At 38.9% G+C, this 24819-nt stretch carries 21 protein-coding genes; 15 read left to right on the top strand and 6 right to left on the bottom strand.

Annotation, left to right across the window (positions count from 1 at the left end):
* Positions 1 to 49: 49 nt before the first annotated feature.
* Positions 50 to 2179: a S9 family peptidase gene (locus NE848_RS11175; RefSeq protein ID WP_252113560.1), complete on the bottom strand. Its 2130-nt coding sequence runs from the start codon at positions 2177 to 2179 to the stop codon at positions 50 to 52.
* 62 nt (positions 2180 to 2241) lie between these two features.
* On the opposite strand from NE848_RS11175, the gene NE848_RS11170 reads away from it, so the two are divergent.
* Entirely contained in the window at positions 2242 to 2568 is a 327-nt protein-coding gene (locus NE848_RS11170) for a YbaB/EbfC family nucleoid-associated protein (RefSeq protein ID WP_252113558.1), read from the top strand.
* 86 nt (positions 2569 to 2654) lie between these two features.
* Here NE848_RS11170 and NE848_RS11165 read toward each other — a convergent pair whose 3' ends face one another.
* A complete protein-coding gene (locus tag NE848_RS11165; protein WP_252113556.1) occupies positions 2655 to 3170 on the bottom strand; it encodes a redoxin domain-containing protein in 516 nt (171 codons plus the stop codon).
* An 87-nt stretch (positions 3171 to 3257) separates the two neighbouring features.
* A complete protein-coding gene (locus NE848_RS11160) occupies positions 3258 to 4286 on the bottom strand; it encodes a threonine aldolase family protein (RefSeq protein WP_252113554.1) in 1029 nt (342 codons plus the stop codon).
* A 200-nt stretch (positions 4287 to 4486) separates the two neighbouring features.
* On the opposite strand from NE848_RS11160, the gene NE848_RS11155 reads away from it, so the two are divergent.
* Genes NE848_RS11155 through NE848_RS11145 form a run of 3 tightly spaced genes read left to right on the top strand, consistent with a single transcriptional unit; the run spans position 4487 to position 7798 of the window.
* Positions 4487 to 5956, top strand: coding sequence for a circularly permuted type 2 ATP-grasp protein (locus NE848_RS11155; RefSeq protein ID WP_252113552.1), 1470 nt, complete (start codon positions 4487 to 4489; stop codon positions 5954 to 5956).
* Positions 5957 to 5959: 3 nt separating this feature from the next.
* On the top strand, positions 5960 to 6904 hold the full coding sequence (locus NE848_RS11150; RefSeq protein WP_252113550.1) for an alpha-E domain-containing protein: 945 nt from the start codon (positions 5960 to 5962) through the stop codon (positions 6902 to 6904).
* 42 nt (positions 6905 to 6946) lie between these two features.
* Positions 6947 to 7798: a transglutaminase-like domain-containing protein gene (locus NE848_RS11145; protein WP_252113548.1), complete on the top strand. Its 852-nt coding sequence runs from the start codon at positions 6947 to 6949 to the stop codon at positions 7796 to 7798.
* Positions 7799 to 7800: 2 nt separating this feature from the next.
* Here NE848_RS11145 and NE848_RS11140 read toward each other — a convergent pair whose 3' ends face one another.
* On the bottom strand, positions 7801 to 10194 hold the full coding sequence (locus NE848_RS11140; protein WP_252113546.1) for a zinc-dependent metalloprotease: 2394 nt from the start codon (positions 10192 to 10194) through the stop codon (positions 7801 to 7803).
* A gap of 97 nt (positions 10195 to 10291) precedes the next feature.
* Here NE848_RS11140 and prfB point away from each other — a divergent pair.
* The 4 genes from prfB (at position 10292) to NE848_RS11120 (ending at position 14801) form a co-directional block, all read left to right on the top strand.
* Positions 10292 to 11390, top strand: a protein-coding gene (gene prfB, locus NE848_RS11135) for a peptide chain release factor 2 (RefSeq protein ID WP_252113544.1) whose coding sequence is annotated in 2 segments (ribosomal slippage) — positions 10292 to 10354 and positions 10356 to 11390 — 1098 coding nt in all. Because the reading frame shifts where the segments join, the coding sequence is not laid out codon by codon here.
* A gap of 68 nt (positions 11391 to 11458) precedes the next feature.
* Positions 11459 to 11800: an arsenate reductase (glutaredoxin) gene (arsC, locus tag NE848_RS11130; RefSeq protein WP_252113542.1), complete on the top strand. Its 342-nt coding sequence runs from the start codon at positions 11459 to 11461 to the stop codon at positions 11798 to 11800.
* Between the two features lie 14 nt (positions 11801 to 11814).
* Positions 11815 to 12183, top strand: coding sequence for a hypothetical protein (locus NE848_RS11125; RefSeq protein ID WP_252113540.1), 369 nt, complete (start codon positions 11815 to 11817; stop codon positions 12181 to 12183).
* Between the two features lie 113 nt (positions 12184 to 12296).
* Positions 12297 to 14801: a TonB-dependent receptor gene (locus tag NE848_RS11120; RefSeq protein WP_252113538.1), complete on the top strand. Its 2505-nt coding sequence runs from the start codon at positions 12297 to 12299 to the stop codon at positions 14799 to 14801.
* A gap of 46 nt (positions 14802 to 14847) precedes the next feature.
* Here the strand turns inward: NE848_RS11120 and NE848_RS11115 are convergent, their stop codons facing one another.
* Positions 14848 to 15024 carry a hypothetical protein gene (locus NE848_RS11115; RefSeq protein WP_252113536.1) on the bottom strand — a complete coding sequence of 59 codons (177 nt, stop codon included), beginning with the start codon at positions 15022 to 15024 and terminating at the stop codon, positions 14848 to 14850.
* Positions 15025 to 15783: 759 nt separating this feature from the next.
* On the opposite strand from NE848_RS11115, the gene fumC reads away from it, so the two are divergent.
* Complete coding sequence (gene fumC / locus NE848_RS11110) at positions 15784 to 17181, top strand: class II fumarate hydratase (RefSeq protein ID WP_252113534.1); 1398 nt, start codon at positions 15784 to 15786, stop codon at positions 17179 to 17181.
* Positions 17182 to 17249: 68 nt separating this feature from the next.
* On the opposite strand, the gene NE848_RS11105 is transcribed toward fumC, so the two are convergent.
* On the bottom strand, positions 17250 to 20414 hold the full coding sequence (locus NE848_RS11105) for a cytochrome c biogenesis protein (RefSeq protein WP_252113532.1): 3165 nt from the start codon (positions 20412 to 20414) through the stop codon (positions 17250 to 17252).
* Between the two features lie 129 nt (positions 20415 to 20543).
* On the opposite strand from NE848_RS11105, the gene NE848_RS11100 reads away from it, so the two are divergent.
* From NE848_RS11100 to NE848_RS11075, 6 genes are read left to right on the top strand one after another with little or no spacing between them, the layout of a single operon-like run.
* On the top strand, positions 20544 to 21305 hold the full coding sequence (locus NE848_RS11100) for a Rossmann-like and DUF2520 domain-containing protein (protein ID WP_252113530.1): 762 nt from the start codon (positions 20544 to 20546) through the stop codon (positions 21303 to 21305).
* Positions 21289 to 21801 carry a KdsC family phosphatase gene (locus tag NE848_RS11095; protein WP_252113528.1) on the top strand — a complete coding sequence of 171 codons (513 nt, stop codon included), beginning with the start codon at positions 21289 to 21291 and terminating at the stop codon, positions 21799 to 21801. The genes NE848_RS11100 and NE848_RS11095 overlap by 17 nt, the downstream gene beginning before the upstream one ends.
* 2 nt (positions 21802 to 21803) lie before the next feature.
* Positions 21804 to 22718 carry a geranylgeranylglycerol-phosphate geranylgeranyltransferase gene (locus NE848_RS11090; RefSeq protein WP_252113526.1) on the top strand — a complete coding sequence of 305 codons (915 nt, stop codon included), beginning with the start codon at positions 21804 to 21806 and terminating at the stop codon, positions 22716 to 22718.
* Between the two features lie 2 nt (positions 22719 to 22720).
* The gene (locus tag NE848_RS11085) at positions 22721 to 23311 is read left to right on the top strand and encodes a Maf-like protein (protein ID WP_252113524.1); all 591 of its coding nucleotides are present in this window, start codon (positions 22721 to 22723) and stop codon (positions 23309 to 23311) included.
* Between the two features lie 24 nt (positions 23312 to 23335).
* A complete protein-coding gene (locus tag NE848_RS11080; RefSeq protein WP_252113522.1) occupies positions 23336 to 24223 on the top strand; it encodes a septum formation inhibitor Maf in 888 nt (295 codons plus the stop codon).
* Positions 24223 to 24762, top strand: a complete 540-nt coding sequence (locus NE848_RS11075) for a mechanosensitive ion channel domain-containing protein (protein WP_252113520.1) — start codon at positions 24223 to 24225, stop codon at positions 24760 to 24762. Before NE848_RS11080 ends, NE848_RS11075 begins: the two co-directional genes overlap by 1 nt.
* Positions 24763 to 24819: the final 57 nt, after the last annotated feature.

The following is a 24819-nucleotide window of genomic DNA, read 5'->3' as shown; positions in this document are numbered from 1 at the left end:
TTCTTAACAATTATTCAAGAACCGGTCAAATTTAAGGCAAATTTTTTAATTATTCCCTGATTCCTTCCAAATCCAGCAAAAATGCATACTCTTCGGCAACCTCTCTTAAGGCCTCAAACCGGCCTGAAGCACCGCCATGTCCGGCATCCATATTTGTATGCAACAACAGAATATTATCATCGGTTTTATACTCTCTGAGCTTGGCTACCCACTTGGCAGGTTCCCAGTACTGCACCTGTGAATCGTGCAAACCGGTTGTGACCAGCATATTTGGATAATCCTGTTCTTTCACATTATCATAGGGAGAATAAGACATCATATACTCGTAATATTCCTTGTTATTAGGATTTCCCCATTCGTCATATTCGCCCGTAGTAAGCGGGATACTGTCATCAAGCATGGTAGTCACTACATCTACAAAGGGAACTGCAGCAATAACTCCATTATATAGCTCAGGAGCCATATTTACAACTGCTCCCATTAATAAGCCCCCGGCAGAACCTCCCATGGCATAAAGATGATCGGGTGAGGTATATTTCTCTTTGATAAGGAATTCTGAAACATCTGTGAAATCGGTAAAGGTGTTCCTTTTAGTCAATAACTTACCATCTTCATACCATTCGCGACCCAGATATTCCCCTCCTCTTATGTGGGCGATAGCATAAATAAAACCTCTGTCTAGCAAACTTAAGCGAACCGAAGAAAAATAAGGATCTATAGTAGAACCATAAGAGCCATAGGCATACTGCAATAATGGATTTTCACCATCAAGTTTAAGTCCCTTTCGGTAAACCAGGGAAACAGGAACTTTTGTTCCATCCTTAGCTGTAGCCCATACACGTTGAGAGGTATAATTATCTTTGTTAAAATCTCCACCTAGCACCTCCTGTTCTTTCAAGACATTTTTCACACCGGTTTTCATGTTGTATTCAATCACCGATGTAGGAGTGGTGAGACTATTATAATTGAACCTCAACATATCGGTTTCAAAATCTGGATTTATAGCCGTATATGCAGTATAGGTTTCATTATCAAATGGAATATAGTACTCTTCATTATTATCCCACCTTATCACTTTTATTTTGTTCAATCCATTATTTCTCTCACTCACTACAAGATAATCTTTAAAGATATCTATATCTTCAAGCAAATAATCCTTACGGTGGGGAATAACATCTTCCCAGTTTTCCATTCCTGTATTATCTACAGGTGTTTTCATTAGTTTAAAATTGGTGGCTCCGTCCTTATTGGTCACCACATAGAAATATCCATTATAATGAGAAATGCTGTATTCAATTCCACGGGTGCGCGGCTGGAATATTGTAAATTCCTCTTCAGGATTATTGGCATCCAGGAAACGATATTCTGTAGTAAGTGTACTATGAGAACCTATAATTATATACTCTCTTGATTTTGACTTATACACGTAGGTGCTAAAGGTTTCATCTTCTTCCTCATAAACCAGTTGATCTTCTGAGGGGTCGGTTCCAAGAATGTGTTTATATATCTGGAAAGACCTAAGGGTTTGTGGATCCTTCTTTGTGTAATAAAGAGTTTTATTGTCATTGGCCCAGGTAGATCCTCCGGTAGTATTCTTTATCTCCTCATTATAGATCTCACCTGTTTCAAGATTTTTTATCCTGATGATGTATTTCCTTCGGCTAAGAGTATCGGTTCCAAATGCAACAAGTTTATTATCTGGGCTCACATTAAGACCTCCCAAACTATAATAATCATAACCTTCAGCCATTTCATTTACATTGAACATAACCTCTTCAGCAGCCTCCAGAGTTTCCTTTTTTCGGGAATAAACAGGATAATCAAAACCTTTTTCAAAACGGGTGATATACCAGTAACCATTCAGCTTATAAGGCACTGATTCATCATCTTCCTTAATGCGGCTCTTCATTTCTTCAAACAACTTATTCTGAAACTCCTTGGTATGAGCGGTCATTTGCTCGTTATATTCATTTTCAGCATTAAGATAGGCGATCACTTCAGGATCTTCCCGCTGGTTCATCCAGAAATAATTATCGATGCGTACATCTCCATGTTTCTCAAGTTTCCTGGCGATTTTCTTTGCCTGGGGGGCTTTGATATCTGTTTTCAAATCGATCTTATTATTTTGGGCAGTTGCAAATGTAATGCATCCTAATAGAATAACTAATAGTCTTTTCATTCCGACTGATTTAATGCTGTAATTTAGTAAATTTGAATTCACAAAATTTAAATCAGAAAAATATGTTTGGAGATATGATGGGCATGATGAACAAACTGAAGGAAGCCCAGGAAAAAGTTGAAGCAACAAAAAAGAGATTGAGCTTTGTAATGGTAGATGAGCAATCAAGTGATGGTTTATTGAAAATAACCATTACCGCTAACAGGGAAGTGAAGAATGTCTCAATTGACGACGAGCTTCTTAAGGATAAAGAGCAGCTTGAAGATTATATGGTATTAACCATGAACAAAGCTATTGAGAAGGCCACGAAAATTCACGAAGCAGAGATAGGTGCAGCGGCTAAAGATGGAATGCCCGACATTCCCGGAATGAACGATATGCTGAAGTAAGAAGTTAGACTTTGGAATAGAAAATAAAAAGCATGAGGTTTCTCATGCTTTTTATTTTCAACTTTTTATTACAAAATTCCAAAACTTTATGCCTCTCCTCTGGCAGGATAATCATCCTTTATAATAAAGCTTATAGCTTTTAAAAGCTCATCAAAATTTGGTCTGGCAAAAGGCATGGACTGTATACTTGCCGAATAAAGAGTGTTATCTGGTCTAACCAGGAATAAAGCAGGTTCCAGAAAAACCTCGGGTTCCGATTCTTTAATAGCCTCTGATACAAACAATCCCCATTTTCTACCCTCTTCAATACTAATTCCATAACCAATATGCAAATTTTCAATATTCCACTCATCCACTGTTTTTTCAGCCAGGGCTTGTGAATTTGAACTGATAAAGATTACATTCACTCCCCTGGTTTTAAAGTCTTCCACCTTTGTATTGAGCTCTTCCAGGTATTTTTTACATACAGGGCAATGTATCCCACGGTAGAATATGATCATTGTAAAGTTTTCAGGATCACTGTTCTTTAGCTCCCATTTTAAGCCTTTTGTAGTGTTTACTATGAGTCTTGGAACCTCTTGCCCGGGTTTAAGATTTTTCATGGTTTTATTTTCCCGAAAATTAACTGAATCTTAATTTCAGATTTATTAAACTCCTGCCAATATTTCGTTAAGCTTTTTTAAAGCCTATTATAATTCAATATTATGGAGGGTTTCAAGGAATCGTTCATGCATTTCCTGGGTGTAATCCAGATGAGTCACAATCCTTAATTTGCCCTGCCCCATATTACTTATCCTGATATCATTATCTGCCAGTTGCTTCATGAAACTTTCTTCCATAGATACATTTTCCAAATAGAAGATCACGATATTGGTCTCCACCGGCTCTACCTTTCCAACATATTTCTGTTCTTCCAGTACTTCCGCGATCTCGGTTGCTCTTTGATGATCTTTTGCAAGCCTTTCCACATGATTCTCCAACGCATAAACTCCTGCCGCAGCCATAAATCCTATCTGCCGCATTCCTCCACCCAGAACTTTTCTTATACGGATAGCATTTTTCATAAGTCTGCTATCACCAATTAGAACAGAACCCATAGGTGTACCAAGGCCTTTGGAAAGACAAACCGAAATTGTATCGAATAACTTCCCGTAATCTTTTGCACTTTCTCCTTTCTTTACGAGGGCGTTAAAAAGCCTTGCTCCATCAAGATGTAATCCCAGCTCATGCTTATTACAAACCTGCCTGATTTTTTTTATTTCTTCTAAATCGTAACAGGCCCCACCACCTTTATTTGTTGTATTCTCAAGACAGACTAATGTTGTAAGCGGACTATGATAGAAATCGGGGGGATTAATACTCTCTTCCACCTGTTCTGCAGTGATCATTCCGCGATCACCATCAACAAGTTTGCAGGAAACCCCACTGTTAAATGAAACTCCGCCTCCTTCATAATTATAAACGTGAGCCCATTTGTCACAGATAAGCTGTTCCCCGGGTTGCGTATGCAGCTTTATCGCCGCCTGGTTGGTCATGCTTCCGGTTGGGAAAAACAAAGCTTCATCTTTCCCGAACATCTCGGCAAGCTTCTTCTCTAATTCATTAACAGTTGGATCTTCTTTATATACATCATCACCAACTTTGGCAGTCATTATGGCCTGAAGCATTTCCTTAGTGGGCCGGGTGACCGTGTCACTCCTTAGATCTATTTCTTTCATAGTTGAATTTTCAAAGTCTGAAGCTAAAGTAGGATTTCAATAGGCTATTTCCAATAATAAAATATTCAGTGTAAGAACGTGAAAATTCAATTTGTTGATTTTTTTTCAATGATTTTATCCAAATTCAATATTAATAACAAGTATTGAGGAATTTTTATAAGAATTTGATTTAAATATTTGTATTTTAAGAAAAAAGTCTAATGAAAGAACATTCCAAACCCACTTTTGAATCCTACAACCGGGATCCAAAACTTTATGATGAGATCTTTGATGAGAACGATAATGTCAGGAATATCTATGCCACTCTATTTGATCTCTACAGTGAACATTCTGCAAAGGATTTTGCCAGATTAAATGACAAGGCTAAGGCCTCATTCTTTAATCAGGGTATCACCTTTCAGGTGTATGGAGATCACGAGGTAAAGGAAAAGATCTTTCCGTTCGATCTCTTTCCCAGGATCATAGACCCACAGGAATGGCAAGTAATTGAAAATGGTGTTTTACAAAGAAGTAAGGCTCTTAATCATTTTCTTTGGGATGTTTATCATGAGAAGAATATTATTAAGGAGGGGATCGTCCCATTGGAGCTTATCAGTTCTTCAGCCAACTATCTTGACCAGATGAATGGATTTGATCCGCCCGGCGGAATCTACAATCATATTTCGGGAACCGATCTTATCAAACATTCAGATGGCCAATATTATGTGCTGGAAGATAATATTCGATGTCCTTCAGGGGTAAGTTACGTGATTTGTAATCGTACAGCCTTGAAAAGGGCCCTTTTTGGTGTTTTCAATCATTATAAAACTCACACCGTAACGAACTATGCTGAAAACCTTCTGGAGATACTGGAAACTGTAAAGCCTAAAGGAGTTGATATTCCTAATTGTGTGGTGATCACTCCAGGTATATATAATTCTGCTTATTACGAACATTCCTACCTTGCTAAAGCAATGGGTGTTGAGCTGGTTGAAGGCCGGGATCTTTTTGTGGAGAACGACTTTGTTTACATGAAGACCATTACCGGACCTGAAAAGGTTGATGTGATCTACAGAAGAATAGATGACCAGTTTTTGGATCCATTGGAATTCAAACCAGATTCAGCACTTGGTGTTCCCGGACTCATGGCTGCCTATAAGCAGGGTAATGTTTGTCTTGTAAATGCTCCCGGAACCGGTGTGGCAGATGATAAGGCCATTTACACCTATATGCCTGAGATCATCAAGTATTACCTCGATGAAGAACCTATTCTCAATAATGTTCCTACTTATCACTGTAGTCGCCCGGATGAACTGAAGTACGTTCTGGAAAATATCAGTGAACTGGTGATCAAACCCGTTGATGAAGCCGGCGGTTATGGAATTTCAATTGGAAACCGACTTACTAAGGAAGAAATTGAAGAGGTAAAAGAAACTGTGAAAGCGAGTCCGCGTAAATACATTGCACAGCCGATCATGTCACTTTCGGTTCATCCAACCTATATTGAAGAAAATGAATCATTTGAACCTAGACATGTAGACCTCAGAACTTTTACGCTACTGGGTGACCAAAAAGAGTTTGTTCTTAAAGGCGGACTCACCAGGGTAGCACTTAGAAAAGGAAATCTTATCGTGAATTCATCCCAGGGAGGCGGTTCCAAAGACACCTGGGTATTAAAAAACAATCAATAATTTATGTTAGCAAGAGTAGCCAACAATCTTTTCTGGATGGGAAGATATATTGAACGAGCTGAACATGTAGCCCGGTACCTGAATGTTAATTATTTTTCATCCCTCGATGCGCCTAACGAACTTTCTCAGTCCCGTCAGTTCGTATTACAGTCGATGTTATTTATGGCCGATGATTTCAGCAGGACAGAAAATGAACTCAATGAACAAGAGGTGCTTTACGATATTGCTCTGAATCCCGATAGAGCTTATTCCATAATCAATTATGTGAAACTTGCCCGTGAAAACGCCAATAGTGCTCGAGACCTAATCTCAACTGAACTATATGAATCCATTAATAAATTCTACCATTTTGTTCTGAATTATTCGGTAGAGAATTTCACTCAAAGAGGTTTGTATGACTTCACTGTTCAGGTGACCGAAAATGTTTCTATACTTAGAGGAAAGATAAGAGGTACACTTCTTCATGATAAGGTTTATGCGATCATCATGCTTGGGGTGAATATAGAAAGAGCTACACAGATCATTCGAATCATAAATTCTAAATACAAAGACGCCGTACTCGCGCAGGGAAGTTATGGAGACACCCTAAAAAACAGCTATGAATGGACTACTCTGCTAAAATGTGCAGAATCCTACGATATGATGCGAAGGTTTTACAGAAAAACTCCAACCAGCTTTACCACCCTGGAATTTCTTATCCTTAATCCAGACTGCCCGAGGTCGGTAATAAACAGTCTTAATCAGGTTTGTGAACACATCAAAGTTTTAAGCCATGAGAAGTATCCATCAAAAACATCTTCAGAGTTTCTAATAGGGAAAGTAAGAGCCAAATATCAGTTTAAAATCATTGAAGAAATTGAGAGCGACCTGCAGACCTTTATTCAAAATATTCTAGATGACCTTAATAGTATAGCCCTGAAATTAGAAAATGAATATTTTAATTATTAATTCACCAAAATCACCTTTATTTGCCATTCTTAATTTTGAATTATGGACCTTGATTATCATATAAGGTATTCGGCTACAAACACCTACGAAAACCAGGCTGCAGGTGCTTTATGGCAATTTTTAATTATTCCTGAAAGCAATGATTCCCAGGAATTGATCTCAGATAGTTTTACGAATTCACTAAAAATAAAAACTGAAAAATCCATTAACGGATATAATTTTAAGACCTATCGTATTCGGCCTACCGAAAGTTTCGAAGCTGTTGAATTCAATGCCGATTTCCATCTGATCAAAAAGGCAGAAAATATCTTTGAAAAGGTTGCCAATGCTACAGGCGAGGAATATAATCATTTAAGATCCATAGGTTTCAGGGCTGAAAATGATATTTTCCTCAGGAATACTTTATTGACTACTCTGCCACAAGAGGTAGAATTTAAGTTTGATGAATCGATCTCAATATTTGAAAATCTGCAGAAACTCAATGCGTGGATTTATGAGGAATTTACATTTAAAACCGATGTAACCGATATAGACACCGATTTAAATCATATCCTTGAGATCAAACAGGGAGTCTGCCAGGATTTTGCACATCTGTTTATAGCTATCGCTAAGAACTTTGGAATTCCTTCGCGTTATGTTTCAGGTTATTTGCACCAGGGCAACGGCTATTTTGGAGATTCCCAGATGCATGCCTGGGTGGAGTGCAACATTCCCGGTGCTGGCTGGATAGGTTTCGACCCCACAAACAATCTTCTGGCGGTTGAAAATCATATCAAGGTTGCCCACGGTAAGGATTATTCAGACTGCCCGCCTCTCAAGGGAGTTGTTTATTCTTCCGGAAAAAATGAAACTGAATATACCGTACAGGTTCTAGCCCATCAACAGCAGCAATAGGATTATTTATAACTTCCTATCGGAGAACCGTCGGGAATCTTTGGAACATTTATCTCCATTTTGAAATCTTCAGGCTCCTCTCTGAATCTTTTAATATTTCGGTACATTTCAACTGAAACAGCATCCTTTCTTGTTCTTAACCAGTTTGCAAGTTCATCGATCTGCTGATTTGCAATAGACCTAACCAACGGTGTGGATTTTTCATTTACGGCCAGGTTCAATAAATGTTTGAACACCACAAAATTGATAGTATTCTGAACGCTTTTCAGGTATTCATCCTTTTTGTCATTTTTGATAGTCTTTGAAATCGTTTCTTCAAGCACATATTCCAGGCCAGGAAGTTTCCTGTCCAAAGCATGTTGCTGCACCAGTCTTTCCGCTCTCGCAGGATGAAATAATAATCCAAGAGTCATATCACTAGCCGTTGCCGGCCCTCCCAGCGCATCAAAGGCCACATCTGTATTGCTCTTGAAAGATTCACGATCCCGTGAATAACCAAAGGCTCTTGGTGGAAATAATTCCAGTTTACCTTCAGGAATAGCCAGCTCTTGAGCCGATAAAGTTTTAAGAATACTTTCAAGGGCCTTTTTCTGAAGTTTCTCATCAAGATGCTCAACTATATTCTCCCCTCCTCCTTTAACGGCATAGCTGTATTCAAGTCCGCCGATCATCTTTACCGCGGCTTCGGTCTGATACCTATGGAAGAAATACAACGGCACGAAAACATCTTCCAGAACGCTATAAGGCTCATCGGTTCTGATATTATCTTTAGAAAAATTCTGGATGGCTTTTTCTCTTATAACAAGAACTCTTTCAAGCTCTTCGGCGGCATCGGTTCCATTATCCCAAAGATGTGCAAAGGCATGAGCCCCACCCGTTGCGCGGGCATCAGAATCTGTGATAAATTTAAGACCTTCAAGCCTTGCGTCTTCAAGAACAGAGTTAAGATAGTCTCTTTCCTTCATTCCTTCAGGCACATCACTATAACTGTATTTTACCGTTACTTTATCCCACTCTCCTATTCCAGTATCGTAGGCATTGGCAAATTCAATTTCACCATTATTAAGTTCGAACTGCGGATGAGGATAATCCATCACCGAAGCCCTGTCACTTGTGCTGGCGGCAAAATTATGGGTAAAACCAATGGTATGACCAACCTCGTGAGCCGAAAGCTGCCTTATCCTTGCAAGAGCAAGCTCCATCATGTGGTCATGATTTTCATCATTTTCGGCGAATGGTTTATTCATCATTGCCTGGGCAATCATAAAATCCTGTCTTATTCTTAAACTCCCTAAACTAACATGACCTTTGATGATCTCACCGGTTCTGGGATCTACTACACTGGCTCCATAGCTCCATCCCCTGGTAGATCGGTGTACCCACTGGATCACATTATATCTTACATCGAGAGGGTCTGCATCTTCGGGCAGCATTTTAACCTGGAAGGCATCTTTATAACCTATTTCCTCAAATGCCTGGTTCCACCAGCTGGCTCCTTCCAGTAAAGCTGAACGTACAGGTTCAGGAGTTCCGGGATCGAGATAATAGATGATCGGTTCTACCGCTTCGCTAATTTCGGCTTCCGGATCCTTCTTTTCCAGTCTATGTCTAATTGCATAACGCTTCCTGATAGGTTCATAAACCGGAGACGCATAATCCATATATGAAATAAAAATGGCTCCACTTCGCGGATCAAAAACTCGTTTTTTATAGTTGTCATCCGGAAGCTTCACAAAAGAATGATGTTGAATCACACTAATATTCTTTGGATCTGGAACCACAGAATTCACAGTTCGGTTTTTAGGTTCACCTTCAAAAGTAAGTAAGGCCTCGAACTCCACATTTTCAGGGAATGCCTTTGTCCTTTCCAGGGACAGAGCACTTTTTGATTTGTCCAGTTTATAGGTGCCATAATTGCCTTTTTTAAGTTTATCGGTCACCCCATGAGAATCCTGCATTAAAAAAGGAGTAAAATCTATAATATATTTCCCATCCTTTTCTTCTTTGATCTCAAATCCAAAAATGACAGATTTAGCAAAGGCTTCAGCAACGCTTTGCTTTTCGGCTTCATTATCGGTAATCGCCCTATAATTCTGATTAGGCTGAACAAGCAACAGTTTATTCCCCGCTTTCTGAAATTTCACTACCTGCTCTCCCCCTAACTGACCGCGATCCAAACCAATATCATTTGAACCTACGCCCGATGTGAGAAAATGAGTATAGAGAAACTCGGTATCCAGGCTATCCACTTCAAGATATATCTCATCTTCCTTTTCGTTATAATGAAAATCGAAATAGCCTTCATATTTTTTGAGGTCTTCTTTTTTATCAAGGAACTGAGCCTTCATTGCGAATGAAATACTGAAGGCCAGAATAATACAGGTAATTCTACTCATCTGTTAGTTTTTTAAAGCTGTCTAAAACTATAAAATTATCGTTAAATACTTTTCCGAAACTTCCCTAAATTCTATTTTTACCACAAATCGAACATGAATGATAACGACCGAAAATATTAAGGATCTTAAGGAGCGCCTGGTTGCGTTAAGGAGGTATCTTTGACATTGATGCCAAAAAGATCGAAATAACCAATATGGAAGAAAAGACCTTCGCTCCTGATTTTTGGGATGATCCCAAAAAAGCAGAGCGGATCATGAAGGAGGTCAATTCTGAAAAAAGTTGGGTGGAAGACTACGAAAAGGCTGAAACCCTTGTAGATGACCTGGATGTTATCTATGAATTTTATAAAGAGGAAGAAGCATCTGCCGAAGATGTTCAGGAACGGCATGAAAAAGCTGTTGATCTTATAGAAGATCTGGAGTTCAAGAACATGCTTTCAGAAGAAGGTGACAATATGAGCGCCGTGCTTCAGATTACCGCCGGTGCCGGAGGAACGGAAAGCTGTGACTGGGCAGAGATGCTGATGCGAATGTATCTTATGTGGGCTGAAAAGCGAAAATATAAGATCCGTGAGCTCAACTACCAGGCTGGCGATGTAGCCGGGATTAAAACGGTAACCCTGGAAATTGAAGGCGAGTATGCATTTGGCTGGTTAAAAGGTGAGAACGGCGTACACAGACTGGTGCGAATTTCACCATTTGACTCAAATGCGAAACGTCACACTTCGTTTGCCTCGGTATATGTATATCCTCTGGTGGATGAAAGTATTGAAATAGACATCAATCCTGCGGATATAAGCTGGGAGACCATGAGAGCATCGGGTGCCGGAGGCCAGAATGTGAATAAGGTGGAGACGGCAGTCAGATTGCGACATACACCTACCGGCATAGTTATTGAGAACTCTGAAACTCGTTCACAGCTGGAGAACAAGAACAAGGCTATGCAGCTTTTAAAAAGTCAGCTTTTTGAAATAGAGCTTCAAAAGAGGCAGGCTCAACGAAGGGAGATCGAGGATTCTAAGATGAAGATAGAATGGGGTTCTCAAATAAGGAATTATGTGATGCACCCTTATAAACTAGTAAAGGATGTAAGAACTGGTGAAGAGACAGGAAATGTGGAGGATGTGATGAATGGAGAAATAGATAGGTTTCTAAAATCATTCCTTATGATGATGGGCCAGAAAGAAGAAGATTGATATCATTATTGAACCGACTTTTAAAATTTGAATTAATTGATTATTTTAAAAAGGAAAATTTCAAAAACATGCTAAAGATCTATCATAACGCAAGATGTAGAAAATCCAGAGAAGGTCTGGAAATTCTTAAAAATTCTGATAAAGAATTTGAAATAAAGGAATATCTTAAGGAGCCTTTAAGCGAAGAAGAGCTTGAAGCCCTGATCAATAAGCTTGATATTGCTCCCATTCAGCTGGTTAGAAAAAATGAAAAGATCTGGAAAGAAGATTATAAAGATAAAGATCTTAGCGACAGGGAGCTTATTACTGTCATGGTCAAGAATCCTAAGCTGATTGAAAGACCTATTGTAGAGGATGACAAAAAAGCTGTTGTAGGAAGGCCTCCTTCTGAAATAGAAAAAATGCTTTAAAAAGAAATTAAAAAATGAAACTTCAACACAGGATAGCATTAATTGGTGTAGCAGCTGCGGCAGTGGCCGGTTTCGTTTATTCTCAAATCTATATACACGAGAGAAATCGAAGGGAAATCAAGGAAATTGCTGCAGAGTTGGCTTTAACCTGGAAAGATCAATTAAATCTTGATGAGGAACAGACTTCTCTTCTTGAGGATTCTATTATAGAATATACTATCAAGAAGAACGAGATTATTAATTCGAGTCTAAATATTACCCAGCAGGTCAACAAACTGAAGGCTATTCAGAGAAATGAGCATAAGAATCTCAAGAAATTCCTGGATGAAGATCAGTATGATCATTATATTTTTATAAATAAAGAGCTTACCAGAAAATCCTGATTAGTAAAATATTAGGTTCTGTTCCACCTTTTACAATTTTGGTTTAACAAAATATTAACCGCTATAGATTAAACCAAAGCGATTTTGAGTGGTCATAAAAGAAAAAATTGACAATGACCAACAAAAGGATTTTCCTTCTGGGCTTTATTTTTAGCCTTCTCAATGTATTCCTATTTTCTAGTTTTGCCCAGGGGCCTTCAGATCTCAGACAGTTTACCATTTCGGGTACAGTTATAGATAACGAACTTGAAGTGCCCCTTGAGTATGCAACAATTTCCATAGTGAACGTAGAAGACCCCAAAGATCTTACCGGAGGAGTTACTGATGCACAGGGGGAGTTCTCCATAGATGTAAAAAAAGGAACTTATAACATAATCGTTGAGTTTATTTCATACGAAAGCAAAACTTTCAAGAACAGAACTATCGATAAAGATCTTGATCTGGGAACCATTAAACTTGGATTGGGTTCGGAAAATCTTGACGAGGTCGTTGTACGGGCAGAAACCACACAGGTGGATGTTCGTCTGGACAAAAAAATATACAATATCGGAAAAGATCTTACTACAGCTGGCGGGACTGTTAGCGATGCCCTTAATAATGTTCCTTCGGTTACAGTGGATATAGATGGAGGAATAAGCCTTAGGGGAAATGAAAATGTAAGAATTTTGATTAATGGGAAACCATCAGCCATGGCCGGCTTTGGCGACACCAATATATTGAATAATCTTCCCGCCGATGCCATAGAGCGTGTAGAAGTTATCACCTCTCCCTCAGCACGCTATGATGCCGAAGGTACGGCCGGAATTCTGAATATCATTTTACGCCAGAAAAAGACACTGGGATTCAATGGTTCTTTAAACCTTAATGCCGGCACTCCTGCCAATGCTGGGATAACAGCAAATTTGAATTATAGAACAGAAAATTTTAATCTTTTTACTACTTCCGGTTTCAGATATTTTGATGCACCCGGTGGAGGTTTTTTTGATACCAGGTATTTTGAAAATAGTGAAACCGAATATTCCAGGATCTATGAGGATCGGGATATTGAAAGGCTGAACAGGAATTACAATACTAATCTTGGTATGGAATATTTCATTAATGACCGCTCTTCAATAACAGGATCTGTTTTTTATCGATATGGTGAAGATGAAGACGTCACCACGAACTCTTCAGATTATTATAAAAGGAATGAAGGACTGGTACTTGAGACTACCCGAAGTGAAAACCAGGAGGAAGAAGATAACAGCTGGCAGGTTTCTTTGAATTACATTAATAACTTTAATGATAAAGGACATAAACTTACCGCCGATTTTCAGTATGAGAATGATAGTGAAACCCAGTTAACAAATATTGGAGAGAGAATCGATTCCAACCCTACTGATATTGATTTCCCTCTGCTGGCTGAAAGGATTAACACTACCGAAGATCAGAAGGAATATCTTCTACAGGCAGACTATGTACTTCCATTTAATGAGGACTCACAGTTTGAAGCTGGTTACAGGGGAAATTTCGAAAATGAGATTACCGATTATACTCTTTTCAGTGAAAACGAGAATACTGGAGAATTGGAGTTCAATGAAACCTTTTCAAATAAATTCGATTATACCGAAAATGTTCAGGCGCTATATACCCAGTACGGCACTAAAATAGGTAATCTTTCTTTCTTGTTAGGACTACGTCTTGAAAACACCAATCTTAAGGGAAAGATAGATAGTGAACTCACCGACCAGCAACTTGAAGAGGTGTTCGGAATACCTATAGACACAGATTTTGATAATAATTATCTTGGCCTCTTCCCCACCGTTAATTTGATTTATGAACTGGCTGAAGAAGAAAATATAACCCTGGGATATAATCGAAGAATCAATAGGCCCAGGGGCTGGTTTATCAATCCCTTTCCTTCGAGAAGCAGTACCAATAACATTTTTCAGGGGAACCCAAATCTAAGGCCGGCATACTCAAATGCCTTTGATCTTGGTTATTTAAAAAGATGGGAAAACATCACCTTAACAACTTCTGTATATTATCAGCACGAAACTGATGCTTTCGAAAGAATAGAAGATAATGTGGCAGGATCAAATGTAGTGCGAAGAATACCTGTAAACCTATCAAGTAATGATCGTACCGGTGGTGAACTTGGTATTCTGTATAATCCAGCAAAATGGCTAAGATTGAACGGAAGTTTCAATTTTTTCAGATTTAAAACTGAAGGAAGTTTCAACGGAAGGGATTATAGTGCCGAAAACACCTCGTGGTTCGCAAGATTTAGCTCAAAAGTTAGCTTACCAGCAAAAATCGATTGGCAAACCAACGCATTTTACAGGGGTGCTTCTGAAGAAGTTCAGGGAAACCGGGATGGTTACCTCTCCCTGGATCTTGCATTGAGTAAAGACCTTTTTAAGGATAAAGCAACACTGTCTTTAAATGTAAGAGATCTGTTGAATTCAAGAAAAAGACAATCTTATACGATTACCGACACGTATGAAAGAGACACTGAATTTCAATGGAGACAAGGACAAAATTTTACAGTTTCTCTGATCTACAGATTCAATCAGCAAAAGAAACGCCAGGAAAGAAGAAATGGCGGAAATGAAGATTTTGATGAAGGAGAATTCTAGAAGAAATAATATTGAAATAAAAAAGGGACTTTTCAAGTCCCTTTTTTTATGCTTTTTCCGCTTTAGCTTTTTTGCGTGCTTCACGTTTTTCTTTGATCAACTCTCCAACTGAACCTCCTATCCAGTAAGGAAGAAAAGCCATTAGAAAGATCATTAACCAGAAACCCATGGTAAGAATCACCAAAAACGCTAAGAAACCAAGATATTGATCGAATTCGAACATAACAGTCAGGTTTGATTAGAATCTGGTCAAAGATATAAAGTCTAACCGGCTTATCACAAGAAATACTTAATTTTTTAATACCTCTGATTATGGTTTAGAATATCGGCTAACTCTTTTAAGCCGTTTTAAAATTAAAGCTCCCACTTATTTAATAAGACAGTAGACTTGTGTTTAATAAAAAAAGCGCTTAATCATATTTAAGCTTAAAGTTGGTATTTTTTCGCTGCTTCGTTAATTAAAAATATGGAATAAGACCATTATTCTTAAGCTAAAATTTTAATTAATGTTAAATATTTGTTTTCATTTTGTTTAAGCATATAAGTTAATTAATTTTAGCCGACCTTGAATTTTATCAGTCAAAGGTCTCCCCCAAGACATCTGACTAATTAAATTTCAGGATATTACAAATATCAGCCAAATTAAAAGGGCTGAATGGATAAAAAGGGATTATAATCATGATTATAATCCCTTTTTTATGGAATTCCCTGTCTAATAATTCAAAAATTAAATTCTTTTTTTACTTTGGGACACCTTCTCTAGAAACCTAAACACTTGTTAATAATCAGATAACTATTGAAAAAATGATTATTAGGTCATATTTCCTGAATTCACATTCCTGTAAGTATTAAACAATCATTTTGAACGATTTGAAATTGAATGAAATCAGGTTTTCATTAAAATTAAGTTCTAATTTTAAGTCTTTTTTTCGGCAAGAAACCCGCTAAATCTTAACTTTGCTCTGCAACCAATTTTAGCATTATGGATTACAGAATAGAGAAAGATACCATGGGGGAAGTAAAGGTTCCTTCAGATAAACTATGGGGTGCCCAAACCGAGCGCTCCAGGAATAATTTTAAGATCGGCCCTGCTGCTTCGATGCCTTTGGATATTATATATGGCTTCGCCTATCTCAAAAAGGCAGCTGCTTATACAAACTGTGAACTAGGAGTTCTTCCGGTTGACAAGAGAGACCTAATAGCAAAGGTTTGTGATGAGATACTTGAAGGTAAACACGATGATCAGTTTCCTTTGGTGATCTGGCAAACCGGTAGCGGTACCCAGAGCAATATGAATATGAATGAAGTGATTGCTAATCGTGCGCATCAGCTCGCAGGTAAAAAAATTGGCGAGGGTGAGAAAACGCTTCAGCCAAATGATGATGTTAATAAATCACAATCCTCAAATGATACTTTCCCAACCGGCATGCATATCGCTGCCTATAAAAAGGTAACTAAAGTCACCCTTCCCGGGCTTAGAAAATTGAGGAATACTCTTAAGAAAAAATCGGAGGAGTTCAAGAATACCGTAAAAATAGGTCGTACCCACTTTATGGATGCCACTCCCCTAACCCTGGGTCAGGAATTCAGCGGATATGTGGCACAGCTTGATTATGGGATCAGAGCTCTTGAAAATACGCTTCCACACCTTGCAGAACTCGCGCTTGGCGGAACCGCCGTTGGTACAGGATTAAATACTCCAAAAGGTTACTCGAAAAGAGTAGCTGAATTTATCGCAAAATTTACCGAAATGCCTTTTGTTTCTGCCGGAAACAAATTTGAGGCTCTTGCAGCGCACGATGCTTTTGTTGAGACTCATGGAGCATTGAAACAACTGGCTGTTTCCCTTAATAAAATTGGAAACGATATTAGAATGCTTGCTTCAGGGCCAAGAAGTGGGATCGGAGAGATCAATATCCCCGCGAACGAGCCAGGCTCGTCCATTATGCCAGGTAAAGTAAATCCTACCCAGTGTGAAGCATTAACCATGGTTTGCGCGCAGGTAATAGGAAATGATACCACTATGAGCATTGGTGGAATGCAGGGACAATTTGAACTCAATGTTTTTAAACCTGTAATGGCCAATGCACTATTACAAAGTGCTCAGCTCCTTGGTGATGCATGTGTTTCATTTGAAGAGCACTGTGCCAATGGGATCGAAGCAAATACTCCAAGAATTAAGGAGCATTTGAATAACTCTTTAATGCTTGTAACTGCTCTAAACACGAAGATTGGTTATTACAAAGCTGCAGAGATCGCCAATACAGCACATAAAAATGGTACAACCCTCAGAGAAGAAGCGGTAAACCTTGGTTATGTTACTGAGGAACAGTTTGACGAATGGGTAGATCCCAAAGATATGGTTGGGAATTTAAAATAGTTCTTTAAATAACCACAACAAAAAAAGCCCCGATTTACTCGGGGCTTTTTTTTATCAATTAAATCAAATTATTTCTTCGAAAAGTGCTTTTTGAACTTCCAGTAGGAAACCGCTCCCAGCACTGCCACTACTGCAACTGAATAATAAACGAAACTTGGAGTGATCACCTTATCCCCGCTGGCATACGAGTGAAGTCCTGCCAGGTAAAAGTTCACCCCGAAATAGGTCATCATAATACTTGCAAAGGCCACAATTGCCATAAGATTAAAGAACCATCTACTTCTAAGGCCTGGAACCAGCCTCATATGTATCACAAAAGCATAGACCATGATGCTTATAAGAGCCCAGGTTTCTTTTGGATCCCAGCCCCAGTATCTTCCCCAACTTTCATTGGCCCACTGCCCTCCAAGGAAGTTGCCAATAGTAAGCATAACAAGACCAACGGTAAGGGCCATCTCCGTGATCACAGTGATCTCATGGATATTGATCTCCATTTTTTCCTTGTTCTTTTCGGTAGTGAGGATCATTAAGATCAGTGCTACAACTCCCAAAATCATTCCCAAAGTAAACGGACCGTAACTTCCCACGATTACCGACACATGTATCATTAGCCAGTAAGAATTAAGTACTGGCTGCAGATTGGCAATTGCAGGATCCATCCAGTTCCAGTGGGCGATCATCAGGATCATCGAAGCTACAAAGGCTGTTGAAGCGATCGTAAGGTTGGATTTTCTACCAAAGGCAAGACCAAAGAACATCGTAGCCCAGGCTACATAGATCATGGATTCGTATGCATCACTCCAGGGCGCATGACCAGAAATATACCATCTTGCTGCAAGTCCAGCAGTATGAAGTACAAAAAGAATTATTATTGCTCCGGCACCCGTATATATTAGTCCTCTTACGAACTTATTATCTTTAAAGATCTGAACGATCACAAATAGCAGCATTACCGAGCCTGCCAGCATATACAACCAGAAAAGACTTCTGAAAATATCATATTCATTATAGATCAGTTCTGCCTTAATCTTCTCTTTAGAGGGCATCACCTCAGCTCCAAATTTCTTCTGATAGCTGTGTATACTTTCCAGATACTGATCGGCCTTTTCATAATCACCTGTCTTACGAGCAGTTCGCAAGGCATTCATGTAAAGCGGAAGGATCTGTTTTGTATAAACCGAATCCATTCCTTTCAGATTTGCCTCATCAACTTCGGGATAAGATATCCACTCGTTATTCTCGTCCCCAGGCACAGGAAATATCTTCAGGACCTTTCCCTGTAAAGCCTGGTATAGAAGATTTACTTTCTTATCGGTCTCAATAAAATCCTTCTGGAATTTATTAGGAACCGCAGCACGATAGGCATCTTCAAGATAAGGAGACAGTTTATAGGCGCCTTTTTGATCAAAGAAATCGGTAAGCGATAAATATTTCTTGCCCTCCTCAACATCCAGAATATGATGTAAACTATCATTTTTCTTCTGTACATATATAAGCGGTGCCTGGTACCAGAAAACAGGATTTTCGGTCATGGAAACCAGGACCTGATCTGAGTTTAAACCTTCATATTCATCACTCTTACTAAGTTTTCTTAACAACTCTGAAGAATAAGTGTTCGCAGGTTTCATTCTTCCGCCCGCATCCTGGATAATAAGCCGTCCGAATTTTTCAGCGTGTTCAGGCTTAACAGCATTTGCTTTTATAATACTGTCTATTTGATTGTTGCTGGTCTTAACATGATCATGCCCGTCCTGTTGCGCATTCATTCCGAACGAACAACTAATAAGAATTAAAAGGCTGGCCAGGGATTTTTTCTTTTTCTTGATCTTGTCAAGCATCTGCTCTAAATGACCAAATCTTGAATTCTTATCGAATAGTATCCACATAAGTCCAAAATAAAGAAGGAAGTAACCTATATAAGTGATCCAGGTTCCCCAAAAATCATGATTGACAGAAAGTATAGTTCCTTTTTCATCAGGATGAAAGCTTGACTGAAAGAACCGAAAACCTTTATGATCCAGTACGTGGTTCATATAAATATCATAAGGCTTATCAGGTTGGCCTTCTTCAATAATCTCAACTTTACTTTTGAATGAAGCATAACCTGGGGTCTCCCTGTCGGCTGTCCCAGGGTATTTTTCAGCAATAAAATCATTTAGTTTTAATGCGAAAGGTAATTCTCGTTGAATGGATCCATAATTCAAAAAGATCTCCAACCCTGCCAGATTTATCTGAGTTGGATCGGCAACTGTTCCCTGACCACCAAGAAGGGTAAGAGTTTCTGATTCACCTTCAGAAGATATCTTTAAGGTTACTGCATCGAGATCTTCTTTTGTCTTAGGGTTGGTAGGAACCACATCATATTCACCTTTGATCGCAGGCTCAGGGATCACGAACTGCATATTCCCGATATTATAGAGCGATCTCAGGTTTAGGGTTTGAATAGAATCTTTTAACAACTCTCCCTGCTCCTGATCGGCCATTCTCATATATGTTCCCTCAAATGGAGAATCTATAAAGTATTTTCCATCTTCCGTGAGTTGAATATTTATAGCACCTTCCTGCGGACTGTTCAAAGTGAAAAGAACATTATGGATGTTACTTACCTCTCCTTCTTTTAAATAATGGTCATGCCTTTGTCCGTCTCCGGCTTCAACTATCTTCAGATAAGTCTCTCCATCTTCTGTAGGCACCAGTGTTTCTTCTGCACCATGAATGAAATTGGTGACTTCAAAACTTACCGGTTGACCGTTATAGTCAGTATTCAGAACATAATCATTTTCTACTTCAGGCCCGAAAAGCACTTTTTCCTGAAGAACCCTTCGTCTGGGCTGCCCATCGATCTCTCCGTCTATGAAAAAAGTGAAATAGGTTTCATGGGTTAGAATCTTATTGGTTGTTTCTCCTTCCCTGATGGGCATAATACCTTCATAACTAATATACCGAGTGACAAAAGCACCAATCAGGATAAGTATAAATGAAAGGTGAAGCACGAGTGCGCTCCATTTTCCTTTTTTATAAAGCTGATAACGGTTAATGTTTCCCAGGAAATTAATTAAAAGGAAAAGCATGATTCCTTCAAACCACCAGGTGTTATAGATTAATATACGGGCGGTTTCTATACTGTACCAACTTTCTATGAATGTACCCATGGCCATTGCGACTGCAAAAACGATAAATAAGACGGCCATTATTCGGGTAGAAAAAAGGATAGAGGCTATTTTTTTCTGCATGGAAGAACTGTCAATTTTAACGGCTGCAAATTTAACGATTTATTATGAGTTTCCCCGCTTATTGGCAATTCAATCTACACTCTACGAATGTTAATTTCAGCTGCATGAAAATTTTGGTATTTTAGCCACATGATTAAAGTGATTATCATTGGTGCCGGAAACGTTTCAAGCCACCTCTACCAGACGTTTTCCAAAGCAAAGGAAGTGGATGTGGTCCAGGTATATAACCGTAATCACGAACATCTTAATTTTGTAAATGAACCAGAGAAAAGAACTTCAAATCTTGAGCAGCTTAAAAAAGCTGACCTGTACCTGCTCGCCGTAAAGGATGAAGCCATCCGGAAGATCGCTGAAAAAATACCGGACAATAAGGCTGTTTTTGCTCATTGTTCCGGCAGCATACCTCTAACTGAGCTTTCATTATTTGAAAATCACGGCGTTTTTTATCCCTTACAGACCTTTTCTAAGAACAAACCTGTAAATTTTAAAGAGGTTCCGGTATGTCTTGAGGCAAATTCTGCTAAGAATCTTGAATTCCTGAAAAAGATAGCCTCAGCGATAAGCGATAACATCTTTGAGGTAAGTTCAAAGCAGCGAAAGGCCTTACATCTTGCCGCGGTTTTCGTCAACAATTTCACGAATCATTTGTACGCTCTGGCAGCCGATTATTGCGAAAAGAATGAGCTACCTTTTAAGATTTTGCAACCTCTAATTAAAGAAACAGCCAATAAGATCGAAACCTTACCGCCCTTCTCCTCACAAACAGGACCGGCGCTTCGTAATGATCAAAAAACCATATCGGCTCATCTGGAAATGCTGGATGATGATCAGAAAAAAATATATACTATTTTAACCGACTCTATACAGAAATTGCATGGAAAAAAGCTATAAAGAACATCTCAATCAGATAAAGACTTTTGTTTTTGACGTAGACGGAGTACTTACCGACGGAACCATACAGATCTCCACCCATGGGGAACTTCTCAGAACCATGAATACCAAAGATGGTTATGCCATGAAGATGGCTCAAAAGGCAGGGTACACTGTTTGTATCATCAGCGGTGGAAAGAATGAAGGAGTTAGAAAACGCCTTCGTGATCTGGGAATTACCGATATCTACCTGGGAATAGACGACAAGGTGGAACAAATGGACGAATTCTTTGATATCTACCAGATAAAACCGAATGAAGTTCTTTATATGGGAGACGATATCCCCGATTATTACCCTATGAAGCTTGTTGGTCTTCCCTGCTGCCCGCAGGATGCTGCGCCAGAAGTAAAGGAAATATCATTATACGTTTCTCATAAAAAAGGAGGTGAAGGCTGCGTTCGGGATGTAATTGAACAGGTGATGAAGGTGCAGGGAAAATGGATTGAAAAACCTTAAATATGCTGAGCTTCCTTAAACTTATAAGAGCGGGTAACCTGATTTTTATCGCGCTTACCATGTACCTTATAAAATATGCTCTTTTTGAACCATTTGGTGTCGCAATTACTCTTAATTTGCTAGGGTTTTCACTCCTTGTTCTTGCCGTGATCTGTGTAGCCGCTTCAGGCTACATTATCAATGATATCTTTGATTTAAAGGCCGACCTGAAGAACAAACCCAACCGAACTCTTATTAACAACAAAATATCAGAAAAGGTCGCTTACCGCCTTTTCTTTATTCTGAATATCATTGGAGTCGGGCTTGGATTCTACCTTTCCAATACGATTGGAAGACCGGGCTTTTCAGCATTTTTCATCTTCGGTTCTGCCATACTTTATCTTTATAATTCCCAGTTTCAGCAGACCATTCTGGTGGGAAATATCCTGGTTAGTATTATTGTTGGGCTGGTTCCTATTGGTGTTGGACTTTACGACCTTTTACCGGCTATTACAGACCAGAATCAGCAAACACAATCGGTGATCTTTTCGATACTGATAGATTATTCAATCTTCGCTTTTCTAATAAACTTTTTGAGGGAAATAGTAAAAGACCAGGAAGATATAGACGGGGATTATAATGCGGGTTATAAAACACTACCCATTGTACTAGGTAAAAAAAGGACAAATAAGATATTGTTCGCTATAGCACTTATCCCCCTGGGCTTCCTCGTATTCTATATCTATAAATACCTTTTTGAAAATATACAGGCTGTAATTTACACATTGCTGCTATTAGTGGCCCCCCTCCTGTTTTTTCTGATCAATATCTGGACGGCAGAAAAGAAAAAAGAATACTCAAGATTGAGCCTGGTTCTTAAGGCCGTTCTGTTCTTCGGTTTAATATCCATTGGCTTACTTCAATTTATATTATTATGATTATGATGAAAGATCTGCTTAAAGACTATGAGATAATCCTTGCCTCAGGCTCTCCAAGGAGACAGAAATTCTTTGAAGAGCTGGAAATTCCCGTTACCATAGATGTAAGACCGGTAGAAGAAGTATATCCAGAAAATCTAAAGGAAGAAGAAATCACCGATTATCTCGCGGCACTTAAGGCAAAAGCTTTTAAGGATGATTTAAAGGAAAATCAGATTCTTATCACCAGTGATACTATTGTCTATAATGATGGGAATGCCTTGGGTAAACCGGCAGATCATGATGAAGCGGTTGAAATGATCAGATCCCTTTCCGGGAAGGAACATGAGGTGATCACTTCGGTTTGCTTTACAGGTAAAAGTTCCCAGAAAATACTGAATCATAAGACTCATGTGTTTTTTGCCGAACTGACCCCGGAAGAGATCGAATACTACGTTAGCAATTATAAGCCTTTTGATAAGGCCGGAGGTTATGCCATACAGGAATGGATAGGCCTTATTGGGATAAGAAAGATCGAGGGAAGTTATTTTAATGTTGTTGGCCTTCCCACCTATGAGGTATATGCTACCCTTAAAGAAATGCTGCAAACCTGAAATTTGTAACTTTATAATAAAAATATGTGGCGGTATTCAGGATATTTGCTTCTTCTTTTATTTCTTTTCTCCTGTGGAGAACAGAAATCCAGAGTTCCAAACTTTGAACTTTCAGAAGAGTTCAAGAACTACTGGTATACCGGCGAAGCAGAGATAACATCTTATGAACTCGAGCAGGCCCGATATGGCGAAATTAGAAAAGGGGAAGCTGTTCTTATCTATGTTACCGAAGATTTCCTGCCAGAAGAACAGGTAAAAGCCAATTCCCAGAATGATCGAAATATTTCTGTGCTGAAACTTAACTCAACGAAAAAATTCATCACCGGAATTTATCCTTACAATATCATGCAAAGCTGTTTCTATCCTTTGAATGGTGAGCAACATGCACTTAAATTAAGCGCTTCGGTACAGGAATGGTGCGGCCAGGTTTATATGCAACTAAACAATAGAAGAAAATTTGAAATATCCAGCCACTCCTATTTTCAGGGCGAAGCCGATCAGAATCTGGATCTGAAGCAAGTCAATCTTGAAAATGAGATCTGGACCCGGTTAAGAGTGGATACCGAGAACCTGCCGGTAGGAGAATTTGAGATGATACCCTCTTTTGAATATCTGCGCCTTAGCCATAAACCCATTAAGGCATATTCGGCTTTCGGAGAATATTTTACAGATGAAGAACTGAACATTTATAGCGTGGAATATCCCGAACTGAATAGAGTCCTGAAGATCTATTTCAGTCGGAGTTTTCCCTACACTATCGAAAAATGGGAAGAATCATATCCCTCCGGTTTTGGCGAAAATGCCAGGATTCTAACTACAAAAGCGGTAAAAAAACAACGCTTAAAGACCGATTACTGGAATAAAAATTCGAATAATAATCTACCTTTACGGGAAAAACTGGAATTAAATTAATGTACGAGATCCTATTCACATATCGATACGAACTGGCATATACACTTGGTGTATTAATTTTATTGATGATCATTCAGTTCCTGCTTAAAAAGGCAGCGAACAAAGTGGGTAAGAAAAGTGAGATCAATATTACCCGAACAAGGTTAATGTTCAAGTACATCAATATTCTCATTCTCCTTATTGCAGCCTTCTTGCTTTCACTAGCATGGGGTGTTGGCTTCACGGAGCTTTCACTGGTGTTTTCATCGGTATTCGCGGTAATAGGAGTTGCTTTATTCGCGATCTGGTCTATTCTTAGCAATATCACCTCGGGGATCATAATGTTCTTTTCTTTTCCTTATAAGATTGGTGACACTATAAAGATCCATGACAAAGATCTGCCTGTTGAAGCAATGATAGAAGACATCAAGGCTTTTCATTTGCATTTAAGGACTCAGGACGGTGAGCTGATCACCTATCCGAACAATCTCATTTTACAGAAAGCGGTTTCTTTGATAGAACATGACCGCAGGCATGAAGAAGGCAAGGAAGCACTTTAATAATTAAAAGAAGCAATAAATTTTTAGGACCTGCGAATAGAAAGTTTTTATATTTGG

This window comes from Gramella jeungdoensis (genome assembly GCF_023805255.1).
Classification (GTDB): Bacteria; Bacteroidota; Bacteroidia; order Flavobacteriales; family Flavobacteriaceae; genus Christiangramia; species Christiangramia jeungdoensis.
The sequence above is the reverse complement of the archived record's forward strand: the minus strand, read 5'-3'. Positions and strand labels throughout refer to the sequence as shown.

Bases quoted from the DNA above. Each gene is read 5' to 3' on its own strand.
- NE848_RS11095 (WP_252113528.1), top strand. From the start codon at position 21,289: ATGGAAAAAAGCTATAAAGAACATCTCAATCAGATAAAGACTTTTGTT.
- NE848_RS11115 (WP_252113536.1), bottom strand. From the start codon at position 15,024: ATGTTCGAATTCGATCAATATCTTGGTTTCTTAGCGTTTTTGGTGATT.
- fumC (WP_252113534.1), top strand. From the start codon at position 15,784: ATGGATTACAGAATAGAGAAAGATACCATGGGGGAAGTAAAGGTTCCT.
- NE848_RS11170 (WP_252113558.1), top strand. From the start codon at position 2,242: ATGTTTGGAGATATGATGGGCATGATGAACAAACTGAAGGAAGCCCAG.
- NE848_RS11155 (WP_252113552.1), top strand. From the start codon at position 4,487: ATGAAAGAACATTCCAAACCCACTTTTGAATCCTACAACCGGGATCCA.
- NE848_RS11090 (WP_252113526.1), top strand. From the start codon at position 21,804: ATGCTGAGCTTCCTTAAACTTATAAGAGCGGGTAACCTGATTTTTATC.
- NE848_RS11100 (WP_252113530.1), top strand. From the start codon at position 20,544: ATGATTAAAGTGATTATCATTGGTGCCGGAAACGTTTCAAGCCACCTC.
- NE848_RS11175 (WP_252113560.1), bottom strand. From the start codon at position 2,179: ATGAAAAGACTATTAGTTATTCTATTAGGATGCATTACATTTGCAACT.
- NE848_RS11160 (WP_252113554.1), bottom strand. From the start codon at position 4,286: ATGAAAGAAATAGATCTAAGGAGTGACACGGTCACCCGGCCCACTAAG.
- NE848_RS11075 (WP_252113520.1), top strand. From the start codon at position 24,223: ATGTACGAGATCCTATTCACATATCGATACGAACTGGCATATACACTT.
- NE848_RS11150 (WP_252113550.1), top strand. From the start codon at position 5,960: ATGTTAGCAAGAGTAGCCAACAATCTTTTCTGGATGGGAAGATATATT.
- NE848_RS11125 (WP_252113540.1), top strand. From the start codon at position 11,815: ATGAAACTTCAACACAGGATAGCATTAATTGGTGTAGCAGCTGCGGCA.
- NE848_RS11165 (WP_252113556.1), bottom strand. From the start codon at position 3,170: ATGAAAAATCTTAAACCCGGGCAAGAGGTTCCAAGACTCATAGTAAAC.
- arsC (WP_252113542.1), top strand. From the start codon at position 11,459: ATGCTAAAGATCTATCATAACGCAAGATGTAGAAAATCCAGAGAAGGT.
- NE848_RS11145 (WP_252113548.1), top strand. From the start codon at position 6,947: ATGGACCTTGATTATCATATAAGGTATTCGGCTACAAACACCTACGAA.
- NE848_RS11140 (WP_252113546.1), bottom strand. From the start codon at position 10,194: ATGAGTAGAATTACCTGTATTATTCTGGCCTTCAGTATTTCATTCGCA.
- NE848_RS11085 (WP_252113524.1), top strand. From the start codon at position 22,721: ATGATGAAAGATCTGCTTAAAGACTATGAGATAATCCTTGCCTCAGGC.
- NE848_RS11120 (WP_252113538.1), top strand. From the start codon at position 12,297: ATGACCAACAAAAGGATTTTCCTTCTGGGCTTTATTTTTAGCCTTCTC.
- NE848_RS11080 (WP_252113522.1), top strand. From the start codon at position 23,336: ATGTGGCGGTATTCAGGATATTTGCTTCTTCTTTTATTTCTTTTCTCC.
- NE848_RS11105 (WP_252113532.1), bottom strand. From the start codon at position 20,414: ATGCAGAAAAAAATAGCCTCTATCCTTTTTTCTACCCGAATAATGGCC.